Annotated in this window: 18 protein-coding genes; 1 reads left to right on the plus strand and 17 read right to left on the minus strand. The window is 70.7% G+C overall.

What is annotated here, in order from left to right:
- The 10 genes from atpD to QOL16_RS09780 form a co-directional block, all read right to left on the minus strand.
- The gene (gene atpD, locus QOL16_RS09735) at nucleotides 1–1,455 is read right to left on the minus strand and encodes a F0F1 ATP synthase subunit beta (RefSeq protein ID WP_065959250.1); all 1,455 of its coding nucleotides are present in this window, start codon (nucleotides 1,453–1,455) and stop codon (nucleotides 1–3) included.
- A gap of 46 nt (nucleotides 1,456–1,501) precedes the next feature.
- Nucleotides 1,502–2,404, minus strand: coding sequence for a F0F1 ATP synthase subunit gamma (locus tag QOL16_RS09740; protein ID WP_071282652.1), 903 nt, complete (start codon nucleotides 2,402–2,404; stop codon nucleotides 1,502–1,504).
- A complete protein-coding gene (atpA, locus tag QOL16_RS09745; protein WP_065959254.1) occupies nucleotides 2,405–4,033 on the minus strand; it encodes a F0F1 ATP synthase subunit alpha in 1,629 nt (542 codons plus the stop codon).
- A gap of 106 nt (nucleotides 4,034–4,139) precedes the next feature.
- The gene (locus QOL16_RS09750) at nucleotides 4,140–4,934 is read right to left on the minus strand and encodes a F0F1 ATP synthase subunit delta (RefSeq protein ID WP_071282654.1); all 795 of its coding nucleotides are present in this window, start codon (nucleotides 4,932–4,934) and stop codon (nucleotides 4,140–4,142) included.
- Nucleotides 4,935–4,936: 2 nt separating this feature from the next.
- Complete coding sequence (locus QOL16_RS09755) at nucleotides 4,937–5,491, minus strand: F0F1 ATP synthase subunit B (RefSeq protein WP_065959259.1); 555 nt, start codon at nucleotides 5,489–5,491, stop codon at nucleotides 4,937–4,939.
- A gap of 9 nt (nucleotides 5,492–5,500) precedes the next feature.
- Nucleotides 5,501–5,737, minus strand: coding sequence for an ATP synthase F0 subunit C (gene atpE, locus QOL16_RS09760; protein WP_027465781.1), 237 nt, complete (start codon nucleotides 5,735–5,737; stop codon nucleotides 5,501–5,503).
- Between the two features lie 61 nt (nucleotides 5,738–5,798).
- A complete protein-coding gene (gene atpB / locus QOL16_RS09765; RefSeq protein WP_254780165.1) occupies nucleotides 5,799–6,659 on the minus strand; it encodes a F0F1 ATP synthase subunit A in 861 nt (286 codons plus the stop codon).
- A gap of 104 nt (nucleotides 6,660–6,763) precedes the next feature.
- Nucleotides 6,764–7,255, minus strand: a complete 492-nt coding sequence (locus QOL16_RS09770; RefSeq protein WP_083229954.1) for a hypothetical protein — start codon at nucleotides 7,253–7,255, stop codon at nucleotides 6,764–6,766.
- Nucleotides 7,252–8,478: an MraY family glycosyltransferase gene (locus QOL16_RS09775; protein WP_139266304.1), complete on the minus strand. Its 1,227-nt coding sequence runs from the start codon at nucleotides 8,476–8,478 to the stop codon at nucleotides 7,252–7,254. Before QOL16_RS09775 ends, QOL16_RS09770 begins: the two co-directional genes overlap by 4 nt.
- Entirely contained in the window at nucleotides 8,475–9,149 is a 675-nt protein-coding gene (locus QOL16_RS09780) for an L-threonylcarbamoyladenylate synthase (RefSeq protein ID WP_065959262.1), read from the minus strand. Before QOL16_RS09780 ends, QOL16_RS09775 begins: the two co-directional genes overlap by 4 nt.
- A gap of 36 nt (nucleotides 9,150–9,185) precedes the next feature.
- On the opposite strand from QOL16_RS09780, the gene QOL16_RS09785 reads away from it, so the two are divergent.
- On the plus strand, nucleotides 9,186–9,833 hold the full coding sequence (locus QOL16_RS09785; protein ID WP_171898687.1) for an HAD family phosphatase: 648 nt from the start codon (nucleotides 9,186–9,188) through the stop codon (nucleotides 9,831–9,833).
- 158 nt (nucleotides 9,834–9,991) lie between these two features.
- Here the strand turns inward: QOL16_RS09785 and prmC are convergent, their stop codons facing one another.
- The 7 genes from prmC to lysA form a co-directional block, all read right to left on the minus strand.
- A complete protein-coding gene (gene prmC, locus QOL16_RS09790; RefSeq protein WP_370692519.1) occupies nucleotides 9,992–10,903 on the minus strand; it encodes a peptide chain release factor N(5)-glutamine methyltransferase in 912 nt (303 codons plus the stop codon).
- Nucleotides 10,900–11,982, minus strand: coding sequence for a peptide chain release factor 1 (prfA, locus tag QOL16_RS09795; RefSeq protein WP_065959270.1), 1,083 nt, complete (start codon nucleotides 11,980–11,982; stop codon nucleotides 10,900–10,902). Before prfA ends, prmC begins: the two co-directional genes overlap by 4 nt.
- Nucleotides 11,983–11,985: 3 nt before the next feature.
- Nucleotides 11,986–14,295 carry a transcription termination factor Rho gene (gene rho / locus QOL16_RS09800; RefSeq protein WP_071282657.1) on the minus strand — a complete coding sequence of 770 codons (2,310 nt, stop codon included), beginning with the start codon at nucleotides 14,293–14,295 and terminating at the stop codon, nucleotides 11,986–11,988.
- A gap of 180 nt (nucleotides 14,296–14,475) precedes the next feature.
- On the minus strand, nucleotides 14,476–15,390 hold the full coding sequence (gene thrB, locus QOL16_RS09805) for a homoserine kinase (RefSeq protein ID WP_071282673.1): 915 nt from the start codon (nucleotides 15,388–15,390) through the stop codon (nucleotides 14,476–14,478).
- A 92-nt stretch (nucleotides 15,391–15,482) separates the two neighbouring features.
- Nucleotides 15,483–16,562: a threonine synthase gene (gene thrC / locus QOL16_RS09810; protein WP_065959274.1), complete on the minus strand. Its 1,080-nt coding sequence runs from the start codon at nucleotides 16,560–16,562 to the stop codon at nucleotides 15,483–15,485.
- An 81-nt stretch (nucleotides 16,563–16,643) separates the two neighbouring features.
- Nucleotides 16,644–17,963 (minus strand): homoserine dehydrogenase, encoded by a 1,320-nt coding sequence (locus tag QOL16_RS09815; protein WP_065959275.1) that lies wholly within the window; start codon nucleotides 17,961–17,963, stop codon nucleotides 16,644–16,646.
- A gap of 43 nt (nucleotides 17,964–18,006) precedes the next feature.
- Nucleotides 18,007–19,416 carry a diaminopimelate decarboxylase gene (gene lysA, locus QOL16_RS09820; RefSeq protein ID WP_071282659.1) on the minus strand — a complete coding sequence of 470 codons (1,410 nt, stop codon included), beginning with the start codon at nucleotides 19,414–19,416 and terminating at the stop codon, nucleotides 18,007–18,009.
- Nucleotides 19,417–19,481 lie beyond the last annotated feature (65 nt).

Genomic DNA, 19,481 nt, shown 5'->3' on the forward strand with positions numbered 1-19,481 from the left:
TCAGCGGTTCTCCTTCTGGATCTGCGCCCACTTCTCTTCCACGTCGTTGATGCCACCGACGTTGAAGAACGCCTGCGTCGCAACGTGGTCGAACTCGCCGTCGGCGATGGCGCGGAAGGACTCGATGGTGTCCTTGAGCGGCACCGTGGAGCCCTCGACACCCGTGAACTTCTTCGCCATGTAGGTGTTCTGGGACAGGAACTGCTGGATGCGGCGTGCGCGCTCCACCGTGATCTTGTCCTCTTCGGAGAGCTCGTCGACACCGAGGATGGCGATGATCTCCTGCAGCTCCTTGTTCTTCTGGAGGATCTGCTTGACGCGCGTCGCGGTCTCGTAGTGGTCGGCGCCCAGGTACCGGGGGTCCATGATCCGCGACGTGGAGGTCAGCGGGTCGATGGCCGGGTACAGGCCCTGCGACGCGATCTCACGGGAGAGCTCGGTCGTGGCGTCGAGGTGCGCGAACGTGGTCGCCGGCGCCGGGTCGGTGTAGTCGTCGGCGGGGACGTAGATCGCCTGCAGCGAGGTGATCGAGTGACCACGCGTCGAGGTGATGCGCTCCTGGAGCACACCCATCTCGTCGGCGAGGTTCGGCTGGTAGCCCACCGCGGACGGCATGCGACCGAGCAGCGTCGAGACCTCGGAACCGGCCTGCGTGAAGCGGAAGATGTTGTCGATGAAGAGGAGCACGTCCTGCTTCTGGACGTCGCGGAAGTACTCCGCCATCGTCAGCGCCGACAGGGCCACGCGCAGACGCGTTCCCGGCGGCTCGTCCATCTGGCCGAACACGAGGGCGGTCTTGTCGAAGACCCCCGCCTCTTCCATCTCACCGATGAGGTCGTTGCCCTCACGGGTGCGCTCACCGACACCGGCGAACACCGACACACCGCCGTGGTCCTGCGCGACGCGCTGGATCATCTCCTGGATGAGGACGGTCTTGCCGACGCCCGCACCACCGAAGAGGCCGATCTTGCCACCCTGCACGTAGGGCGTGAGGAGGTCGATCGACTTGATGCCGGTCTCGAACATCGAGGTCTTGGACTCGAGCTGGTCGAAGGCCGGGGCCTTGCGGTGGATCGGCCAGCGCTCGGTGATCTCGAGCTTCTCGTCGGTGTTGAGCACGTTGCCCAGCACGTCGAAGACCTTGCCCTTGGTGACGTCACCGACGGGGACCGAGATCGGGGCGCCCGAGTCACGGACCTCCTGGCCACGGACCAGACCGTCGGTCGGCTTCAGGGAGATGGCACGGACGAGGTCGTCGCCCAGGTGCTGCGCGACCTCGAGGCCGATCTCCTGCGACGAGTCACCGATGGTGATCGTCGTGAACAGGAGGTTGTACATCTCCGGGATTGCGTCGTGCGGGAACTCGATGTCGACGACGGGGCCCGTGACACGGGCGATCCGGCCGACACCGGGCGCCGACGACGTCTCGACCGCGGTGGTAGCGGTGTCGGTCATGGCTGGTGCCTTCCTGAGGGGGTGGTGTGTCCGCGAACGACGCGGACTACTTCTTCTTCGACGAGAGGGCGTCGGCGCCGCCGACGATCTCGGAGATCTGCTGGGTGATCTCGGCCTGACGCGCGTTGTTCGCGAGACGGGTGTACTCGCTGATGAGCGAGTCGGCGTTGTCGCTGGCGGACTTCATCGCCTTCTGGCGGGCGGCGTGCTCGGAGGCAGCCGACTGCAGCATGGCGTTGAAGATCCGGCTCTCGATGTACACCGGGAGCAGCGCGTCGAGCACCGCGTCGGCGTCCGGCTCGAACTCGTACAGCGGCAGCGGCTCGCCGGACGTCGGCTCCTCGACACCCTCGACGACCTCGAGCGGGAGCAGGCGCACGACCTGCGGCTCCTGGGTCGCCAGGCTGATGAACCGGTTGAAGACGATGTGGATCTCGTCCACGCCGCCCTCGGTCGTGTCCTGGAGGAACTTCGACACGACCGCGTCGCCGATCTCCTTCGCCGTGGCGAACTCGGGCTGGTCGGTGCCGCCGATCCACTGGCGCTCGGACGGGCGCTCACGGAACGCGAAGTACCCGACGGACTTGCGCCCGACCAGGTAGAACACGACGTCCTTGCCCTCGCTGCGGAGCAACGACGCCAGTTCCTCGCCCTGCTTGAGGACGTTGGTGCTGAACGCGCCGTTGAGGCCGCGGTCCGAGGTGAAGAGGACGACCGCGGCGCGCGTCGACGTCTCGGGCTCGGTGGTGAGGACGTGGTCGACGTTCGAGAACGTCGCCACGGCCGACACGGCCCGCGTCACGGCCCGCGAGTACGGGCCGGACGCGGCCATGCGAGCCTGCGCCTTCTGGATCCGCGACGCCGAGATCAGCTCCATCGCGCGAGTGACCTTCTTCGTGGTCTTCGCCGACTTGATGCGCTGTCGGTAGACCCGGACCTGTGCCGCCATCTAGCGACGACCCTTGACGATCTGCTCCTGGTCGACGTCCTCGGCCTGGGCCGCGTCGAACTGCTCCGAGCCGAGCGTCTTGCCGTCGCTCGTCTGGAAGCCCTTCGTGAAGGCGTCGATCTCGCGCTCCATCGCAGCAACGGTGTCGTCGCTGAGCTGGTTGGTCTCGCGCAGGGTGGTCAGGACGTCGGAGTTGCGACGCAGGTGCTCGAGCAGCTCGGACTCGAAGCGGAGCACGTCGGAGACGGGCACCTCGTCGAGCTTGCCGTTCGTGCCGGCCCAGATCGAGACGACCTGCTCCTCGACCGGGTACGGCGAGTACTGCGGCTGCTTGAGGAGCTCGGTCAGACGCGCACCACGGTCGAGCTGACGACGCGACGCCTGGTCGAGGTCGGACGCGAACATCGCGAACGCCTCGAGCGAGCGGTACTGCGCGAGCTCGAGCTTGAGCGTGCCGGAGACCTTCTTGATCGACTTGACCTGTGCGTCACCACCGACGCGGGACACCGAGATGCCCACGTCGACGGCCGGACGCTGGTTCGCGTTGAACAGGTCCGACTGCAGGAAGATCTGGCCGTCGGTGATCGAGATCACGTTGGTCGGGATGTACGCCGAGACGTCGTTCGCCTTGGTCTCGATGATGGGCAGACCCGTCATCGAACCGGCGCCGAGCTCGTCGGACAGCTTCGCGCAACGCTCCAGCAGACGGGAGTGCAGGTAGAAGACGTCACCCGGGTAGGCCTCACGCCCCGGCGGACGACGCAGGAGGAGCGACACCGCACGGTAGGCCTCGGCCTGCTTCGACAGGTCGTCGAAGATGATGAGGACGTGCTTGCCCTGGTACATCCAGTGCTGGCCGATGGCCGAACCGGTGTACGGGGCGAGGTACTTGAAGCCGGCCGGGTCGGAGGCGGGGGCCGCGACGATGGTCGTGTACTCCATCGCGCCGGCGTCCTCGAGCGCGCCCTTGACGGAGGCGATCGTGGAGCCCTTCTGGCCGATGGCGACGTAGATGCAGCGGACCTGCTTGTTCTCGTCGCCCGACTCCCAGTTGGCCTTCTGGTTGATGATCGTGTCGATCGCGATGGCCGTCTTGCCGGTCTGGCGGTCGCCGATGATCAGCTGACGCTGGCCACGGCCGACGGGGATCATCGCGTCGATCGCCTTGATGCCGGTCTGGAGCGGCTCGTGCACCGACTTGCGGGACATGACGCCGGGAGCCTGCAGCTCGAGGGCTCGACGGCCCTCGGCCTGGATCTCGCCGAGGCCGTCGATCGGGGCGCCGAGCGGGTCGACGACGCGACCGAGGAAGCCGTCGCCGACGGGAGCCGAGAGGACCTCACCCGTGCGGGTGACCTCCTGGCCTTCCTCGATGCCGGCGAACTCGCCGAGCACGATGGCGCCGATCTCGTCCTCGTCGAGGTTCTGCGCGAGACCGAGGGTCCCGTCCTCGAAGCGGATGAGCTCGTTCGCCATGACGCCGGGGAGGCCCTCGACGTGCGCGATGCCGTCGCCCGCGTCGGTGACGTGCCCGACCTCGGCCGTGGAGGCCTTCGTCGGCTCGTAGTTCGAGACGAAGTCCTTCAGGGCATCACGGATCTCATCGGGGCTGATGGTGATGTCTGCCATGGGATTTTCCTTGTTGGTTTCCGGGGCCCTGCGGCTCCGAGAGGGTGATGCTGCCTGACCGGCAGTTCCCGTTGTGGACTTGGGTGGGGCGGCTTCGACCGTACGCTCAGCCGGCGAGCTGGAGCCGGAGCTCCGACAGGCGCGTGGACACCGTGCCGTCGATGACGTCGCCACCGACCTGCACGCGCACCCCGCCGACGACCGCGGGGTCGACGACGCGGTTCACGCTGATGTCCTTGCCGTACCGCTCGGCGAGACCCCGGGCGACGCGAGCCGCCTGGCCGTCCGAGAGCGGGGACGCGGTGACGACCGTCGCGACGAGCTTGCCCGCCTGGTCGGCCACGATGCGCGAGGCGTCGCGGACCAGTTCACCGATGCGGCGGCCACGGGGCTGCTGCACGAGGTGCGACAGGATCGCGCTCGTCTGCGCCGACGTCTTGTCCGCGAGGAGACGGCCGACGAGCGACGCCTTCTCGGACGCACTGCCGAGCTTCGTGCCGAGCGCGAGTTCGAGCTTCGCGTCGGACCGCACCGCGGTCTCGAACGCGAACAGCTCGGCCTCGATCGAGGTGTCCGACGACGCGGTGGCGGCGACGGCGCGGATGCCCGCGTCCTCGATGCCGGCGAGCAGGTCCTCCTGCGAGGACCAGCGCGACCCGGCCACGGCGGTCAGGACCGCGCGCGTCTCGGTCGACTGCCCGGCGAAGACGCGGTCGATCAGCACCTTCTTGCCGACGGCGTCGGCGGTCGGGTCGGACAGCAGGCCCAGGAGCTGCGGCGCACCGGCGATCGCCCGCCCTGCGGCGAGGATCTGGACACCCGTGTCGAGCGTGACGGCACCGCCGAGGTCGGCGAGCACCGCCCTCGTCGACCCGAGTGCTTCCCTGGTGGCGCTGCGCATGCTCAGCGCTCCCCGGCCGTCTGGCCCTGGGACGCCTCGAGGTCGGCGAGGAAGCGGTCCACGACCGCTGCCGACTTCGCGTCGTCCTTGAGCGACTCCCCGATCACGCCGGAGGCGAGGTCGAGGGCGAGGGTGCCCACCTCGCTCCGCAGCGACTGCAGAGCGGACTGGCGCTCGGCCTCGATCTGGGCCTGGGCGTTGGCGGTGATGCGCGCGGCGTCGGCCGAGGCCTGCTCGCGCACCTCGTTGCCGATCGCGGTCGCGTCGGCACGGGCCTGCTCACGGATCCGCGAGGCCTCGGCACGGGCGTCGGCGAGCTGCTTGTTGTACTCGTCGAGCGCGGCCGCGGCCTGCTCCTGGGCAGCTTCGGCCTTCTTGATGCCACCCTCGATGGCCTCGGTGCGCTCATCGAGCATCTTCGTGATGCGCGGCGTGACGACACGCCAGAACACCAGGAAGATGATGACGAAGGCCACCGCGGACCACACGATGTCGTACACCGGGGGGATCAGCGGATTGATGTTCTCCTCCGCCGCGATGATGAGTGCGTGCTGCATCGAGGAACCTTAGTTGGTGAAGATGAAGTACGTCGCGATACCGATGAACGCGAGGGCCTCGGTGAAGGCGATACCGATGTACATGAGGGTCGTCAGGCGGCCCTGGAGCTCGGGCTGGCGAGCGACGGACTCGATCGTCTTGCCGACGACGATGCCGACGCCGATGGCCGGGCCGATCGCAGCGAGGCCGTAGCCAACCGTCGCGATGTTGCCGTTGATCTCCGCGAGAACGGTCGTTGCGTCCACGTGTTTTCCTTTCGAGGTGCGGGTCCGACGGTCGCCGGTCCCGTAGGGGGTCAGTGAGGAATCAGTGCTCGTCGGCCAGCGCCAGCTGGATGTAGACGGCGGTGAGGAGCATGAAGACGTAGGCCTGGAGCAGCGCGACGAGGATCTCGAAGAAGCTGAAGGCGATGCCGAACGCCAGGGTCCCGATGCCGAAGAGCTTGAAGAGACCCTCGGCGTCGAAGAAGAAGAACCACGTGGCCGAGAAGAACAGGACGAGGAGCAGGTGCCCGACGACCATGTTCATCAGGAGTCGCAGCGTCAGCGTGACGGGACGGAGCACGAAGGTCGAGACCAGCTCGATCGGCGTCACGATGATGTAGAGCGGCCACGGCACCCCGGGCGGGAAGAGCGCGTTGCGGAGGAACGCACCCGGGTGCTTGCGGAGGCCGGCGTAGATGAACGCGACGTAGGCGACGATCGCGAGGATCATCGGCATCGCGATGCGGCTGGTGCCACCGAGGTTCAGCGCCGGGATGAGGCCGGTGAGGTTCATGAAGAGGACGCCGAAGAAGATCGTCGCCAGCAGCGGCAGGAACCGCTTGCCGTCCTTCTCACCGAGGTTGTCGAAGGTGTTGCGGCGGACGACGTCGAACGCGTACTCGATGAACGCCTGACCCCGGTTGGGGACGAGCTTCAGTGCACGGGTGCCCGCGAACGCGAAGACGAGCAGCACGGCGACCGCGATGAAGCGGATGATGACGACGCGATCGATCTCGAAGGGCGTGCCCGCGAAGAAGATCGGGTCCGGGAAGAACTCCCCGATCGACGGACCATGGAATTCGGCGGCCTTACTGCTCCCCGCCGCAACGGTGTTGGCCGCAGCGGTGAGGGACAGGGGAAGAGCGTGGGATAGCAGCGCTGTCTCCTGTGTCGGCGCGCGCACGTCATGGCACGCGATGGTGGACTGTGTGGAGGCTGTCCGCTCCGAGCATTGCTCCGGACGCGGACGCAACAAACCCTATCAGGTGAGAGAGCCTGCTCGGGCTCTCAGACGCGCGGGTCGGGCTTCCCAGGCTCTGCCGGTCGGTCCGCGCCGTCACCGGGCAGGGCAACGCCGATCGGGATGCGGGCCTTCGCGACGACGACCACGTCGATCACCAGGGAGCCCACGACGCCGGCGATGATGACGACGGCCAGGACCGGGAAGTCGACCCAGCTCCGGTCGCGCAGGGCGATGAGCACGACGAGGAAGAGCACGAACTTCAGGAACCAGGTCCCCATCACGATGCCGAAGAAGGCGCCGGAGATCATCTGCCCCTTGGAGACGCGCAGCGCCACGAGCACCGAGACCGCCGTCAGGCCGAGGAACACGACGCTGAGCACGGCGCCGAGCAGGCCGCCGACGAGACCGGGCGTGCCGCTGACCACGAGACCCACGACTCCCCCGACGACGGCGAGGGCGACGGCGAGGACGGCCGCCCAGACGAGGATCCGGCGGAACACCGGACGGACGTGGTCGAGCGCGTTCGGTGTGGTCACGAGGGGTCTCCAGGGATCGATCGGTCGTTGGCGGCGCGGTCCAGCGGGTCGAGTCGGGCGTCGACGACGGACGACGACCGGGTGGCGACCTGCGCGGCGAACTCGGCACGCTTGCGGCCCAGCGGGGCGAAGGTGGCGACGGCGCAGACGGTGAAGCCGACCGTGACGACGGCCACGACCCAGTACCAGTCCACGAACAGGAACAGCAGGCAGCCGACCGCGACGGTGGCGGTCCAGGCGTAGAACACGAGGACGGCGTGGAAGTGCGAGTGGCCCATGTCGAGCAGGCGGTGGTGCAGGTGCTTGCGATCGGCCGAGAACGGCGACTTCCCCGCGCTGAGCCGCCGGGTGACCGCCAGCCCGAAGTCGAGGATCGGCACGATGAGGATCGCGAACGGCAGCAGGATCGGGATGAACGCCGGCAGGAGCGCCTGGCGTGTCTGCACCGCGGCGGGGTCGATGTTGCCCGTGACCGACACCGCGCTCGTGGCCATCAGGAAGCCGACGAGGAGCGCACCCGCGTCGCCCATGAAGAGCTTCGCGGGGTGCCAGTTCAGCACGAGGAAGCCGGCGCACGCGCCGACGAGCACCGCGGTGAGCAGCGACGGCAGGTTGAAGAAGAACTCGGTCTGCACGACCACGCGGTTGATGAAGAACGTGTACAGGAAGAACACCCCTCCCGCGATGATCGCGACTCCGGCGACCAGGCCGTCGAGCCCGTCGATGAAGTTGACCGCGTTCATCACGAGCACCACGGCGAGCACGGTGAAGATCAGGCTCATGTACGAGGACCCGACCCCGAGCGTGTTGCCGATGGGCAGCGACACGATCGCGACGCCCTGCCACGCGAGGATCCCCGCGGCGATGATCTGCCCCGCGAGCTTCGTCATCCAGTCGAGGTCCCAGATGTCGTCCGCGACGCCGAGGACCACGATGATGGTCGCCCCGCCGAGCACGGCGAGCACGCGGCCCGGTTCGCTGAACACCAGCCGGAAGTAGTCGGTGCCCGCGATCGACGGGAACAGGAACCACGCCGCGAGCATCGCGACGATGACGCCGATGTACATCGCGATGCCGCCGAGGCGCGGCGTCGGCGTGCGGTGCACGTCACGCTCGCGGACCTTCGGGTACCAGCCGTACCGCAGCCCGGCCTTCCACACGATCCAGCTCATGCAGAAGCTCACGACCGCGGCGATCGCCCCCGCGAGCAGGTAGTACTTCACGAGACGTGGTCGGCTCCGACGACCCGGACGATCTCGTCGTCGGGGATCACCCCGTGCCGGACGATCGTCAGCGTGCCGCCGGACGAGAGGCCCGTCGCGTCGACGATCGTCGACCCGGTGGACGCGGCGAAGCCCTCGTGCTCGGGGAGCGGTCCGCCGTCGAGGTAGACCGACACGCTGTCGCCGAGCATCGCCTCGGCACGGTCCACGTCCATCGCGGCCGGGTCCCCCGTGCTGTTCGCCGAGGAGACCGCGAGCGGGCCGACCTCCTGCAGGAGCTCGAGCGCGATGCGCGAGTCGGGCATGCGGAGCGCCACGGTGCCCCGGGTCTCCCCCAGGTCCCAGTCGAGCGACGGCTGCGCGCGCAGGATCACCGTGAGCCCGCCGGGCCAGAAGGCGTCGACGAGGTCGCGGACCTGCTGCGGGATGTCGGTCGCCAGCGCCTCGAGCGTCGCCGGGCCGGGGATCAGCACGGGCGGCGGGGACTGGCGCGTCCGCCCCTTGGCGTCGAGCAGCCGCTGGACGGCACTCGCGCTGAACGCGTCCGCCGCCAGGCCGTACACGGTGTCGGTGGGGACGACGACGAGCTCTCCGCGTCCGAGCGCGGCACGTGCGAGCCGCATCCCGGTCAGGAGCCCGTCGGGGTCGGTGCAGTCGTATCGGGAGGCCATGACTCGACGATGATAGTGCGACACAATGGTGGCATCGTGAACGAGACGCCCGCGCCCCGACTCCTGTTCCTGTTCGACATGGACGAGGTCCTGGTCCACTACGACTGGCGGGTCCGCATGGCAGCCCTCGCCGAGCTCACCGGACACTCCTTCGAGGAGCTGCGTCGCCGCTGGTGGGACTGCGGCAACGAGGCCCGCGCCGAGGCCGGCCACTACCCCGACGCCGACGCCTACCTGGCGGCCTTCGCCGAGGCGATGGGCTGCGACGTCCCGGAGGACGAGTGGGCACGGATCCGCGGTGCCGCGATGACCGAGCTCCCCGAGCGGGTCGAGGCGGTCCGGATCGCCGCCGAGCACGGCCGCGTCGGCCTGCTCACGAACAACGGGCCGCTCGCCGGACGCTGGATCCCGCGCTGGGCGCCGTCGCTGCCGCCGCTGTTCGGTGAGCACCTGGACACGACGAGCGCGTTCGGCGCCCGGAAGCCCGACCGCGCCGTGTTCGAGCGGGCGCTGGCACACCACGGGGTGCCCGCCGAGCGCGCGTTCTTCGCCGACGACATGCCGGTCAACGTCGAGGCGGCTGCGAGCGTCGGCATCCACGCCGTGCTCGTCGAGGAGCACACCGACCTGCGCGAGGCCGTGCGCGCCTTCGTCGCCGCCCGCGAGCAGGTCACGGTCGCCTGACCCGCGGGGTCGCCCCGAGCACCGGCCGGGAGGCGCAACACACCTCCGCCGGTCGCGTCACGCGGACCGCGTGGTCACGGCCGGGAGGCGCGACACACCTCCGCCGGTCGGGTCACGCTGATCGCGTGGTCACGGCAGGGAGGCGCTGCTCGCCCCGGCTAGCGGGTCGCCGTGGTCGTGCGGTCGCGACCGGTGAGGTCGACGTGCGTCTCCGGCGAGCGGAACCCGCGGCGCGCCAGCACCTCGCGGACGCCGGCGCCCTGCTGCTCGGCGTGCTCGACGACCACCAGGCCGCCCGGCACGAGGAGCCGCCACGCCGTCTCGGTCAGCGCCCGGACGGCGTCGAGGCCGTCTGGGCCGCCGTACAACGCGAGGGCCGGGTCGTGGTCGCGGACCTCCGGATCGACCGGCACCATGTCGTCCGGGACGTACGGCGGGTTCGACACGACGACCGACACGGTGCCGTCGAGCTCGGGCAGCGCGTCGCCGAGGTCGCCCTCGACGAGCCGGACCGTCCCGCCGTGGGCCTCGATGTTCCGGCGGGTCCACGGCAGCGCCTCGGGTGAGCGTTCGACCGCGTACACGACGGCGTTCGGCACCTCGGTGTCCATCGCGATGGCGATCGCCCCGCTGCCGGACCCCAGGTCGACGGCGACCGGCTCGGCGACCGCGGTCGCCCGGAGCGCGTCGATGCCGAACTGCACGACGCCCTCGGTCTCCGGCCGCGGCACGAAGACGCCGGGGCCGACCGACAGGGTCAGGGCGCGGAAGTGCGCCTCGCCCGTGATGTGCTGCAGCGGCTCGCGCGTGACCCGGCGTGCCACCGCGTGCCGGAAGCGCTCGACGTGCTCCCCCGCGATGGCGCCGCCGGTGAGTGCGCGCACCTGCACGGCCCCGCGCGAGGTCCCGGACGCCCAGGCGAGCAGCAGCTCGGCGTCGACCCGTGCCGACGGCACGCCGTGCGCGACGAGCGCGGCGACCGCCTCGTCGAGCAGGCGGTCGGCCGCGAACGGGACGGACGTGGCGGGGGCGGGTCGCGCCTCCCGTCCGTCCTCCGTCGGTCCGGTCACGCGTCCTGGTCGCCGATGGCGGCCAGGCGGGCCTCCTCGTCCGCGCTGATGGCGGACTGGACCACGGGCTCCAGCGCACCGTTCATCACACGGTCCAGGTCGTACGCCTTGTACCCGGTGCGGTGGTCCGCGATGCGGTTCTCCGGGAAGTTGTACGTGCGGATGCGCTCCGAGCGGTCCATTCCCCGGATCTGCGACTTGCGCGCGTCCGACGCGATGGCGTCGAGCTCCTCCTGCTGGCGTGCGAGGATGCGCGCCCGCAGGACGCGCATGCCGGCCTCGCGGTTCTGCAGCTGCGACTTCTCGTTCTGCATCGCGACCGTGATGCCCGTGGGCAGGTGCGTGATGCGGACCGCGGAGTCCGTCGTGTTCACGGACTGGCCGCCGGGACCGGAGGACCGGTAGACGTCGATCTTGAGGTCGTTCTGGTTGATCTGGACCTCTTCGGGCTCGTCCACCTCGGGGAACACCAGCACGCCGGTGGTCGACGTGTGGATGCGCCCCTGGGACTCGGTCGCCGGCACCCGCTGCACGCGGTGCACCCCGCCCTCGTACTTGAGGTGTGCCCAGACGCCCTGCGACGGGTCCGTCGTGTTCGACTTGATCGCGACCTGGACGTCCTTGTAGCCGCCGAGGTCGGACTCGGTGCGCTCGAGGAGCTCGACCTTCCAGCCCTTCGTCTCCGCGTAGTGCGTGTACATGCGCAGCAGGTCCGCGGCGAACAGTGCCGACTCCTCGCCGCCCTCGCCGCCCTTGATCTCCATGATCACGTCGCGGCCGTCGTCGGGGTCGCGCGGGATGAGCAGCCGGCGCAGGCGCTCCTGGCGCTCGGCCAGCTGCTCCTCGAGCGAGGGTACCTCGTCCGCGAAGGCGTCGTCCTCACGGGCGAGCTCCCTGGCGGCGGCGAGGTCCTCCCCCGCCGCCTGCCAGGCCTCGTACGCGGCCTTGATCTGGTTGAGCTCGGCGTATCGCCGGTTCACCTTCTTCGCACGGGCTGCGTCGGCGTGGAGCGCGGGGTCCGACAGCTGCTGCGTCAGGTCCTCGTGTTCCGCCAGCAGCCCTGCCACCGACTCGAACACCGGTTACTCCTGGTGGCCGTCGTGGCGCCCGCCGGTCGACGGGACCGACTTCTGCACCTGGACCAGGAACTCGACGTTCGACTGCGTCTCCTTGAGGTTGCGCAGCACGATCTCGAGCGCCTGCTGGGTGTCGAGGCCGGCGAGGGCCCGACGCAGCCGCCAGGTGATCGTGACCTCGTCGGCGGAGAGCAGCTGCTCCTCGCGACGGGTGCCCGAGGCGTTCACGTCGACGGCGGGGAAGATCCGCTTGTCGGCGAGGTGACGGTTGAGGCGGAGCTCCATGTTGCCGGTGCCCTTGAACTCCTCGAAGATCACCTCGTCCATCTTCGAACCGGTCTCGACGAGCGCGGTCGCGAGGATGGTGAGCGAGCCGCCGTCCTCGATGTTGCGCGCGGCGCCGAAGAAGCGCTTGGCCGGGTAGAGCGCGGCCGAGTCGACGCCACCGGAGAGCACGCGGCCCGACGGCGGGGTGGACAGGTTGTACGCGCGGCCCAGACGGGTGATCGAGTCGAGCAGGACGACCACGTCGTGGCCGAGCTCGACGAGACGCTTCGCACGCTCGATCGCCAGCTCGGCGACCGTGGTGTGGTCCTCGGCGGGACGGTCGAAGGTCGAGGCGATGACCTCGCCCTTCACCGTGCGCTGCATGTCGGTGACCTCTTCGGGCCGCTCGTCCACGAGCACGACCATGAGGTGCGCCTCGGGGTTGTTCTTGGCGATGGCGTTCGCGATCGCCTGGAGCACGACGGTCTTGCCGGCCTTCGGCGGCGACACGATGAGGCCGCGCTGGCCCTTGCCGATCGGCGACACGAGGTCGATGATCCGCGTCGACAGCTTCTGCGGCTCGGTCTCGAGGCGCAGACGCTCGTTCGGGTACAGCGGGGTGAGGTCCTGGAAGTCGACGCGCGCGGCGGCCTCGTCGGCGGTCTGGCCGTTGACGGAGTCGACCTTGACGAGCGCGTTGTACTTCTGGCGGCTCTGCTGGTCGTCGTTCCGCGGCTGCTTGATCGAGCCGACGATCGCGTCGCCCTTGCGCAGGTGGTACTTCTTCACCTGGCCGAGGGAGACGTAGACGTCGCTCGGACCCGGCAGGTAGCCGGTCGTGCGGACGAACGCGTAGTTGTCGAGGACGTCGAGGATGCCCGCGATCGGGATCAGGACGTCGTCCTCGGTGACCTCGGGCTCGAAGTCGTCGTTCTGGGCGCCGCGGCCGCGCTTGCGGTCGCGCTGACGACGGCCGCGGCCGTTCTCCGCCTCGGCCTCGGCCTGCTGCTTCTGCTGCGCGGCCTGCTGCTGGCCGTTCTGCTGACCGTTCTGCTGCTGGCCGTTCTGCTGCTGGCCGTTCTGCTGCTGGCCGTTCTGCTTCTGCTGGGCGCGCTCGTCGGTCGACTTCTGCTCGTCCTGCTGCTTGCCGTTCTTCTGGCCGCCCTGCTGGCCGTTCTGCTGCTGACCGTTCTGCTGCTCGGTGCCCTGCTGCTCACCGGCGTCACCGTTCTGCCCGCGACCGCGACCACGACCACGGCTGCGACGCCCGCGGCGCGAGCCGCCGTCCTGGTCGCCCTGCGACTGGTCGTCCTGGCCCGACTGGCCCTGACCGGACTGGCCCTGACCCGAGTGGCCCTGGTCGGACTGCTCGGTGGTGTCGGCGTCGGCGACGACGTCGGCGGCCGCACCACGTGCCTCCTGGCCGGCGTCCTGCTGGACGTCGTCGCGCTGCGCGGCGTCCTGGCGGCCGGCGCGGTTCCCGCGCCCACGGCGCTGCCCGGACTGGGCGGCTTCCTGGGCGTCCTTCTCGGCGCGGACCTGGTCGAGCCCGGCGAGGAGGTCCTCGGTGCCGGTGTGACCGTGGTTGGTGTGCTCCGCTGCCGAGGTCGGCGCGGCGGTGACGGTGCCACCGGAGGTGACGCGGCGCGAGCGGCGGCCACGCGGGCCGCCCTGCTCGGGCGCGGCCTGCTCGGTGGCGGCCTGCTCGGTGGCGGCCTGCTCCGGGGCGGACTGCTGCGCGGCGGGCTGCTCGGGGGCGACCTGCTCGGGCGCGGCCTGCTGGGCGACCGGCTGCTCGGGAGCCTGCTGCGCGGCGGGCTGCTCGGTGGCCGGCTCGTCGGCGACGGGCAGCTCGACCGGTGCCGCAGCGGCGGCCTGCTCGGCGTCGACCGGGCGCTTGTCCTCGATCGAGGCGATGAGGTCGCCCTTGCGGAGCTTGGAGAGCCCGGTGATGCCGAGCGAGGAAGCGATCCGCTGGAGCTCCGGGAGTCGGAGGGCGCGCAGGTCGCTGGGGATCTCCACCGGGGTGGAGTCGTTGACGTTCGTCAAGGTGGGTGTTTCCTTTCGAACCGCAGAACGCGGAGAGTTTCCACCGTCCCGGCGCGCACAGGTTGGGCGTCGACCGTCGTTCAGACGACGGTCCGGGATTCGGTGATCAGGAAGAGAATGCCCCCGCGCACCAGACCCTGCGCTGGCGGAGAGGGGTCCTGGTGAGGAGCGTCCTGACGCCTACGCGGGATCGGCTTCGAGCGCCGAGTGCGGCACCACTGTAGCACCACCGAGGTCGACGGCCAGCATGAGCGCCCGCCAGTCGGACTCCGCGTGTCGCGCCACGATGTCGGCTGCCGTGAGGCGCTGCGACGGGTCGCTGCCGAGCACGAGCAGGCTCGGCCCGGCGCCCGACACGACGGCCGCGAGTCCGTGCTGCCGGAGCAGTCCGATGAGCGCGTCGGTCTCGGGCATCGCGCTCGCCCGGTACGACTGGTGCAGGCGGTCCTCGGTCGCGGCGAGCAGGAGCTCCGGGCTCTGGATGAGCGCCGCCACGAGCAGTGCCGAGCGGGACACGTTGAACGCGGCGTCCTCGTGGGGCACGCTCGCGGGCTGCAGCGACCGCGCGAGCTTGGTGGAGAGCGTCGACGTCGGCACGAACACCACGGGCGAGACGCCACGGTGCACGAGCAGCCGCTTGTGGGCCGGTCCGTCCGGGGTCATCCACGCGATGGTCAGGCCGCCGAACAGTGCCGGGGCGACGTTGTCCGGGTGCCCCTCCATCTCGGTGGCCAGGGCGAGGAGCGTCGCGGCGTCGAGGTCGACGATGCCCTCGAGGAGTCCCCTCGCGGCCATCAGCCCGGCGACGATCGCCGCCGCCGAGGACCCCATGCCGCGGCCGTGCGCGATCGCGTTGACCGCGTGCAGCTCGAGGCCGGGTTGTTCGACCCCGGCGTGCGCGAGGCCGCGGCGGACCGCCTGCACGACGAGGTTCGTGTCGTCGGTGGCGACCTCGCCGGCGCCGATGCCCTCGACCGTCACGGTCGCGCCGGGCTCCGGACGGACGCGCACGACGACCTCGTCGTACAGCGCCAGGGCGAGCCCGAGCGAGTCGAAGCCCGGCCCGAGGTTCGCCGACGTGGCCGGCACGCGCACGCGGACCGCCCGTCCGGCCGGTACAGCACCGCGGGCGGGTGCGGCGGTGTGGGCGGTCGTGGCCTCCCCCGGTCCGGACGAGCGGTCGATGCTCACGCGGGGCCGACCAGTCCGAGCACCTCGGCGACCGACTTCGTGTCCACCGGCACGCTCGTCGGGGTGACCTCGCCGCCGTCCGGGCTGCGGAGCGCCCACTGCGGGTCCTTCAGGCCGTGGCCGGTCACCGTGATGACGACCGTCGCGCCCTGCGGCACGACACCGGCGTCGGCGCGCTCGAGCAGGCCGGCGACGCCGATCGCGGACGCGGGCTCGACGAACACGCCGACCTCGGCGGACAGGATGCGGTGCGCCGCGAGGATGCCCTCGTCGGTGATCGCACCGAAGTACCCGTCGGTCTCGTCGCGTGCCTCGAGGGCGAACTGCCACGACGCGGGGTTGCCGATGCGGATGGCCGAGGCGATGGTGTCGGGCTGGCGGACGACCTCGCCGCGCACGATCGGCGCGGAACCGGCGGCCTGGAACCCGAACATGCGGGGCATCTTGGTCGAGCGACCGGCCGCGACGTCCTCGCGGTAGCCGCGGGAGTACGCCGTGTAGTTGCCCGCGTTGCCGACCGGCAGGAAGTGGAAGTCCGGCGCGTCGCCGAGCACGTCGACGACCTCGAAGGCCGCGGTCTTCTGGCCCTCGATGCGGTCGTTGTTCACCGAGTTGACCAGGTGCACCGGGTAGTTCGCGGCGAGGTCGCGCGCGATGTCGAGGCAGTCGTCGAAGTTGCCCTGCACCTGGAGCAGCTGCGCGTCGTGCGCGACGGCCTGGCTGAGCTTGCCCATCGCGATCTTGCCCTCGGGCACGAGCACCGCCGCGGTGATGCCGGCGTGCGTGGCGTACGCGGCGGCCGATGCGCTCGTGTTGCCGGTCGAGGCGCAGATGACGGCCTTCGCGCCGTGCTCGACGGCCTTCGAGATCGCCATCGTCATGCCGCGGTCCTTGAAGGAGCCGGTCGGGTTCATCCCCTCGAACTTGACGTACACGTCGGCGCCGGTCCGCTCGGACAGCCGTCGCGCCGGGATGAGCGGGGTGCCGCCCTCGCCGAGGGTGACGACCGGCGTCGCCTCGGTGACGTCGAGACGGTCGGCGTACTCGCGCAGGACTCCCTGCCACTGGTGGGCCATCAGGCTCTCCTTGTTCGGTGTGTTGCAGTTCGGGGGTTCGGGGGTCCGACGCCGACGACGGCGGACCGGGTCGTCCGTGGGCTAGGCGCCGACGACGCGCAGCACGCTCGTCACCTCGACGACGACGTCCTCGCCGCGGAGGGCCCGGACGGTCGCGGCCAGGGCGGACTCACGGGCGAGGTGGGTGCCGATCACGAGGTTCGCGGTGCCGGCCGAACCGTCGCCCGGGTCGGTCGCCGCGGTCTGCTCGACGGTCTCGACGCTCACGCCGTGGTCGGCGAGGACGCCGGCGACCGTGGACAGCACGCCGGGGGCGTCCGCCACGTGCAGCGTGATCTGGTAGCGGGTGCTCACCGAACCGATCGGGAACACCGGCAGCGCGGACTGCGTCGACTCCGCCACGCCGGGGCCGCCGATGACGTGCCGTCGCGCCGCGGAGACGAGGTCCCCGAGCACGGCCGACGCGGTCTCGACCCCGCCGGCACCGGCGCCGTAGAACATGAGGTCGCCGGCGGCCTCGGCCTCGACGAACACCGCGTTCTTCGCACCGTGCACGCTCGCGAGCGGGTGCGCCTCGGGCACGAGGGCAGGGTAGACGCGTGCGCTGACGCCCTCGACGCCGTTCTCGTCGGTCAGACGCTCGGCGGTCGCCAGGATCTTCACGACGTAGCCGGCCTTGCGCGCCGCGCGGACCTGCTCGATCGTGACCGAGGTGATGCCCTCGCGGTGCACGGCGGCGAGGGGCACCGAGGTGTGGAACGCGAGCGAGGCCAGGATCGCGGCCTTCTGCGCGGCGTCGTAGCCCTCGACGTCGGCCGTCGGGTCGGCCTCGGCGTACCCGAGCGCGGTCGCGGTCGCGAGGGCGTCCTCGAACGTCGATCCCTCGCGGTCCATGAGGTCGAGGATGAAGTTCGTCGTGCCGTTGACGATGCCCATGATCCGCTCGATGCGGTCACCGGCGAGGGAGTCGTGCAGCGGACGGATGATCGGGATCGCCCCGGCCACGGCGGCCTCGTAGTACAGCTGGGCGCCGACCTGCTCCGCAGCCGCGAACAGCTCCGGGCCGTGCGTCGCGAGCAGCGCCTTGTTGCCCGTGACGACGTCCGCGCCCGATTGCAGCGCCTGCAGGACGAGGGAACGCGCGGGCTCGATGCCGCCGATGAGCTCGACGACGATGTCGGCTCCGAGGATGAGCGACTCCGCGTCCGTCGTGTACAGCTCCGCCGGCAGCTCGACGTCGCGCGTGGCGTCGACGTCGCGGACGGCGATCCCGACGAGCTCGAGGCCGGCGCCGGCACGGGATGCCAGTTCGTCGCCGTGCTCGAGGAGCAGCCGGGCCACCTGGGAGCCGACCGAGCCGGCTCCGAGCAGCGCGACGCGGACGTTGCGGTATTCGATCATCTGGTGCGCATTCCTGTCGGGTCGGGGATCTTCCCGGGGGGTGTCAGCGGCCGGGGCCGACGACGACCCCCGTGTCGCGGGCGAGCAGGTCGTCGATCGACTCGCCCCGCACGAGGATACGGGCTGCGCCGTCCGCCACCGCGACGACCGGCGGGCGGCCGACGTGGTTGTAGTTGCTCGCGAGCGACCAGCAGTAGGCACCGGTCGCGGCGACCGCGAGGAGGTCCCCGCGCCGCACGTCGCCGGGCAGGTACTCGTCGTTCACCACGACGTCGCCGGACTCGCAGTGCTTGCCGACGACCCGGGTGAGCACCGCGGGGACGTCCGAGGTGCGCACGAGCCGGGCCGTGTAGTCCGCCCCGTACAGCGCCGGTCGGACGTTGTCGCTCATGCCGCCGTCGACCGACACGTACGTCCGGGTGGCCGCGGTGCCGTGCTCGTCCTCGAGCGCGACCGGCTTGATCGTCCCGACGCGGTAGAGCGTGAGACCGGCCGGTCCGACGATGTACCGACCCGGCTCGACCGCGACCTCGGGCACCGGGATGTCCCGTTCGGCGCAGGCCTCGGCCACGATCGTCGCCAGGGCCTCCGCGACGTCCTCGGGGTCGAAGGCGCTGTCCGCCTCGGTGTAGTCGATGCCCCAGCCGCCGCCGAGGTTCAGCTCGGGGACGGGTCCGGTCGCGACGAGCTCGGCGTGCACGTCCATCAGGCGACGTGCGGCCTCGCGGAACCCGGACTCCTCGAAGATCTGCGAGCCGATGTGCGAGTGCAGCCCGACGAACGCGAGCGACGGCTCCGCGCGGACGGCCTCGGCCGCGGCGACCGCCTCGGTCAGCGGGATGCCGAACTTCTGGTCCTCGCGCGCGGTCGCGAGGTAGTCGTGCGTCGACGCGTGCACGCCGCTGTTGATCCGGATGCGCACGCGCTGGACCGTCCCGGCCGCGGTGGCGGCACGCGCGACGCGGCCGATCTCCTCGTGGCTGTCGAGCACGATCGTGCCGAGGCCGAGCTCGACCGCCCGGGCGATCTCGGCGTCGGACTTGTCGTTGCCGTGCAGGCCCATGCGCGCCGGGTCGACCCCGGCGGCGAGCCCGACCGCCATCTCGCCCGCGGAGCAGACGTCGAGCCGGAGGTCCGCCTCGGCCATCCACGCCGCGACCTGCGTCGTGAGGAAGGCCTTGGCGGCGTAGTACACGTGGGCGCGGGTGCCGATCCGGGCGAACGCGTCGGTGAACGCCGTGCGGACCCGGGCGGCGCGGGACTGCACGTCACGCTCGTCCACCACGTACAGCGGGGACCCGTACTGCGCGACGAGGTCGGCGGCGGCCACGCCGCCCACGGCCAGCTCGCCGTCGTCGGTCCGCGTCGCGGACGCGGGCCAGATCCGCGCGGTCAGCGCGGAGGCGTCCTCGGGGAACCGCAGCCGCGGCGGGGCCAGTGGGTTCTCGCTCACGGGACCCGATCCTAGCGAGGCGGGGCGCGCCTCCCGTCCGGTGTTACGCCACCGTCCGCGCCACG

Source organism: Curtobacterium sp. MCBA15_004 (genome assembly GCF_001865055.2).
In the GTDB taxonomy this organism is placed as follows: Bacteria; Actinomycetota; Actinomycetes; order Actinomycetales; family Microbacteriaceae; genus Curtobacterium.

Coding starts and splice junctions, on each gene's coding strand:
- atpD (WP_065959250.1), bottom strand. CDS start 1,455: ATGACCGACACCGCTACCACCGCGGTCGAGACGTCGTCGGCGCCCGGT.
- QOL16_RS09740 (WP_071282652.1), bottom strand. CDS start 2,404: ATGGCGGCACAGGTCCGGGTCTACCGACAGCGCATCAAGTCGGCGAAG.
- atpA (WP_065959254.1), bottom strand. CDS start 4,033: ATGGCAGACATCACCATCAGCCCCGATGAGATCCGTGATGCCCTGAAG.
- QOL16_RS09750 (WP_071282654.1), bottom strand. CDS start 4,934: ATGCGCAGCGCCACCAGGGAAGCACTCGGGTCGACGAGGGCGGTGCTC.
- QOL16_RS09755 (WP_065959259.1), bottom strand. CDS start 5,491: ATGCAGCACGCACTCATCATCGCGGCGGAGGAGAACATCAATCCGCTG.
- QOL16_RS09780 (WP_065959262.1), bottom strand. CDS start 9,149: ATGGCCTCCCGATACGACTGCACCGACCCCGACGGGCTCCTGACCGGG.
- thrC (WP_065959274.1), bottom strand. CDS start 16,562: ATGGCCCACCAGTGGCAGGGAGTCCTGCGCGAGTACGCCGACCGTCTC.
- QOL16_RS09815 (WP_065959275.1), bottom strand. CDS start 17,963: ATGATCGAATACCGCAACGTCCGCGTCGCGCTGCTCGGAGCCGGCTCG.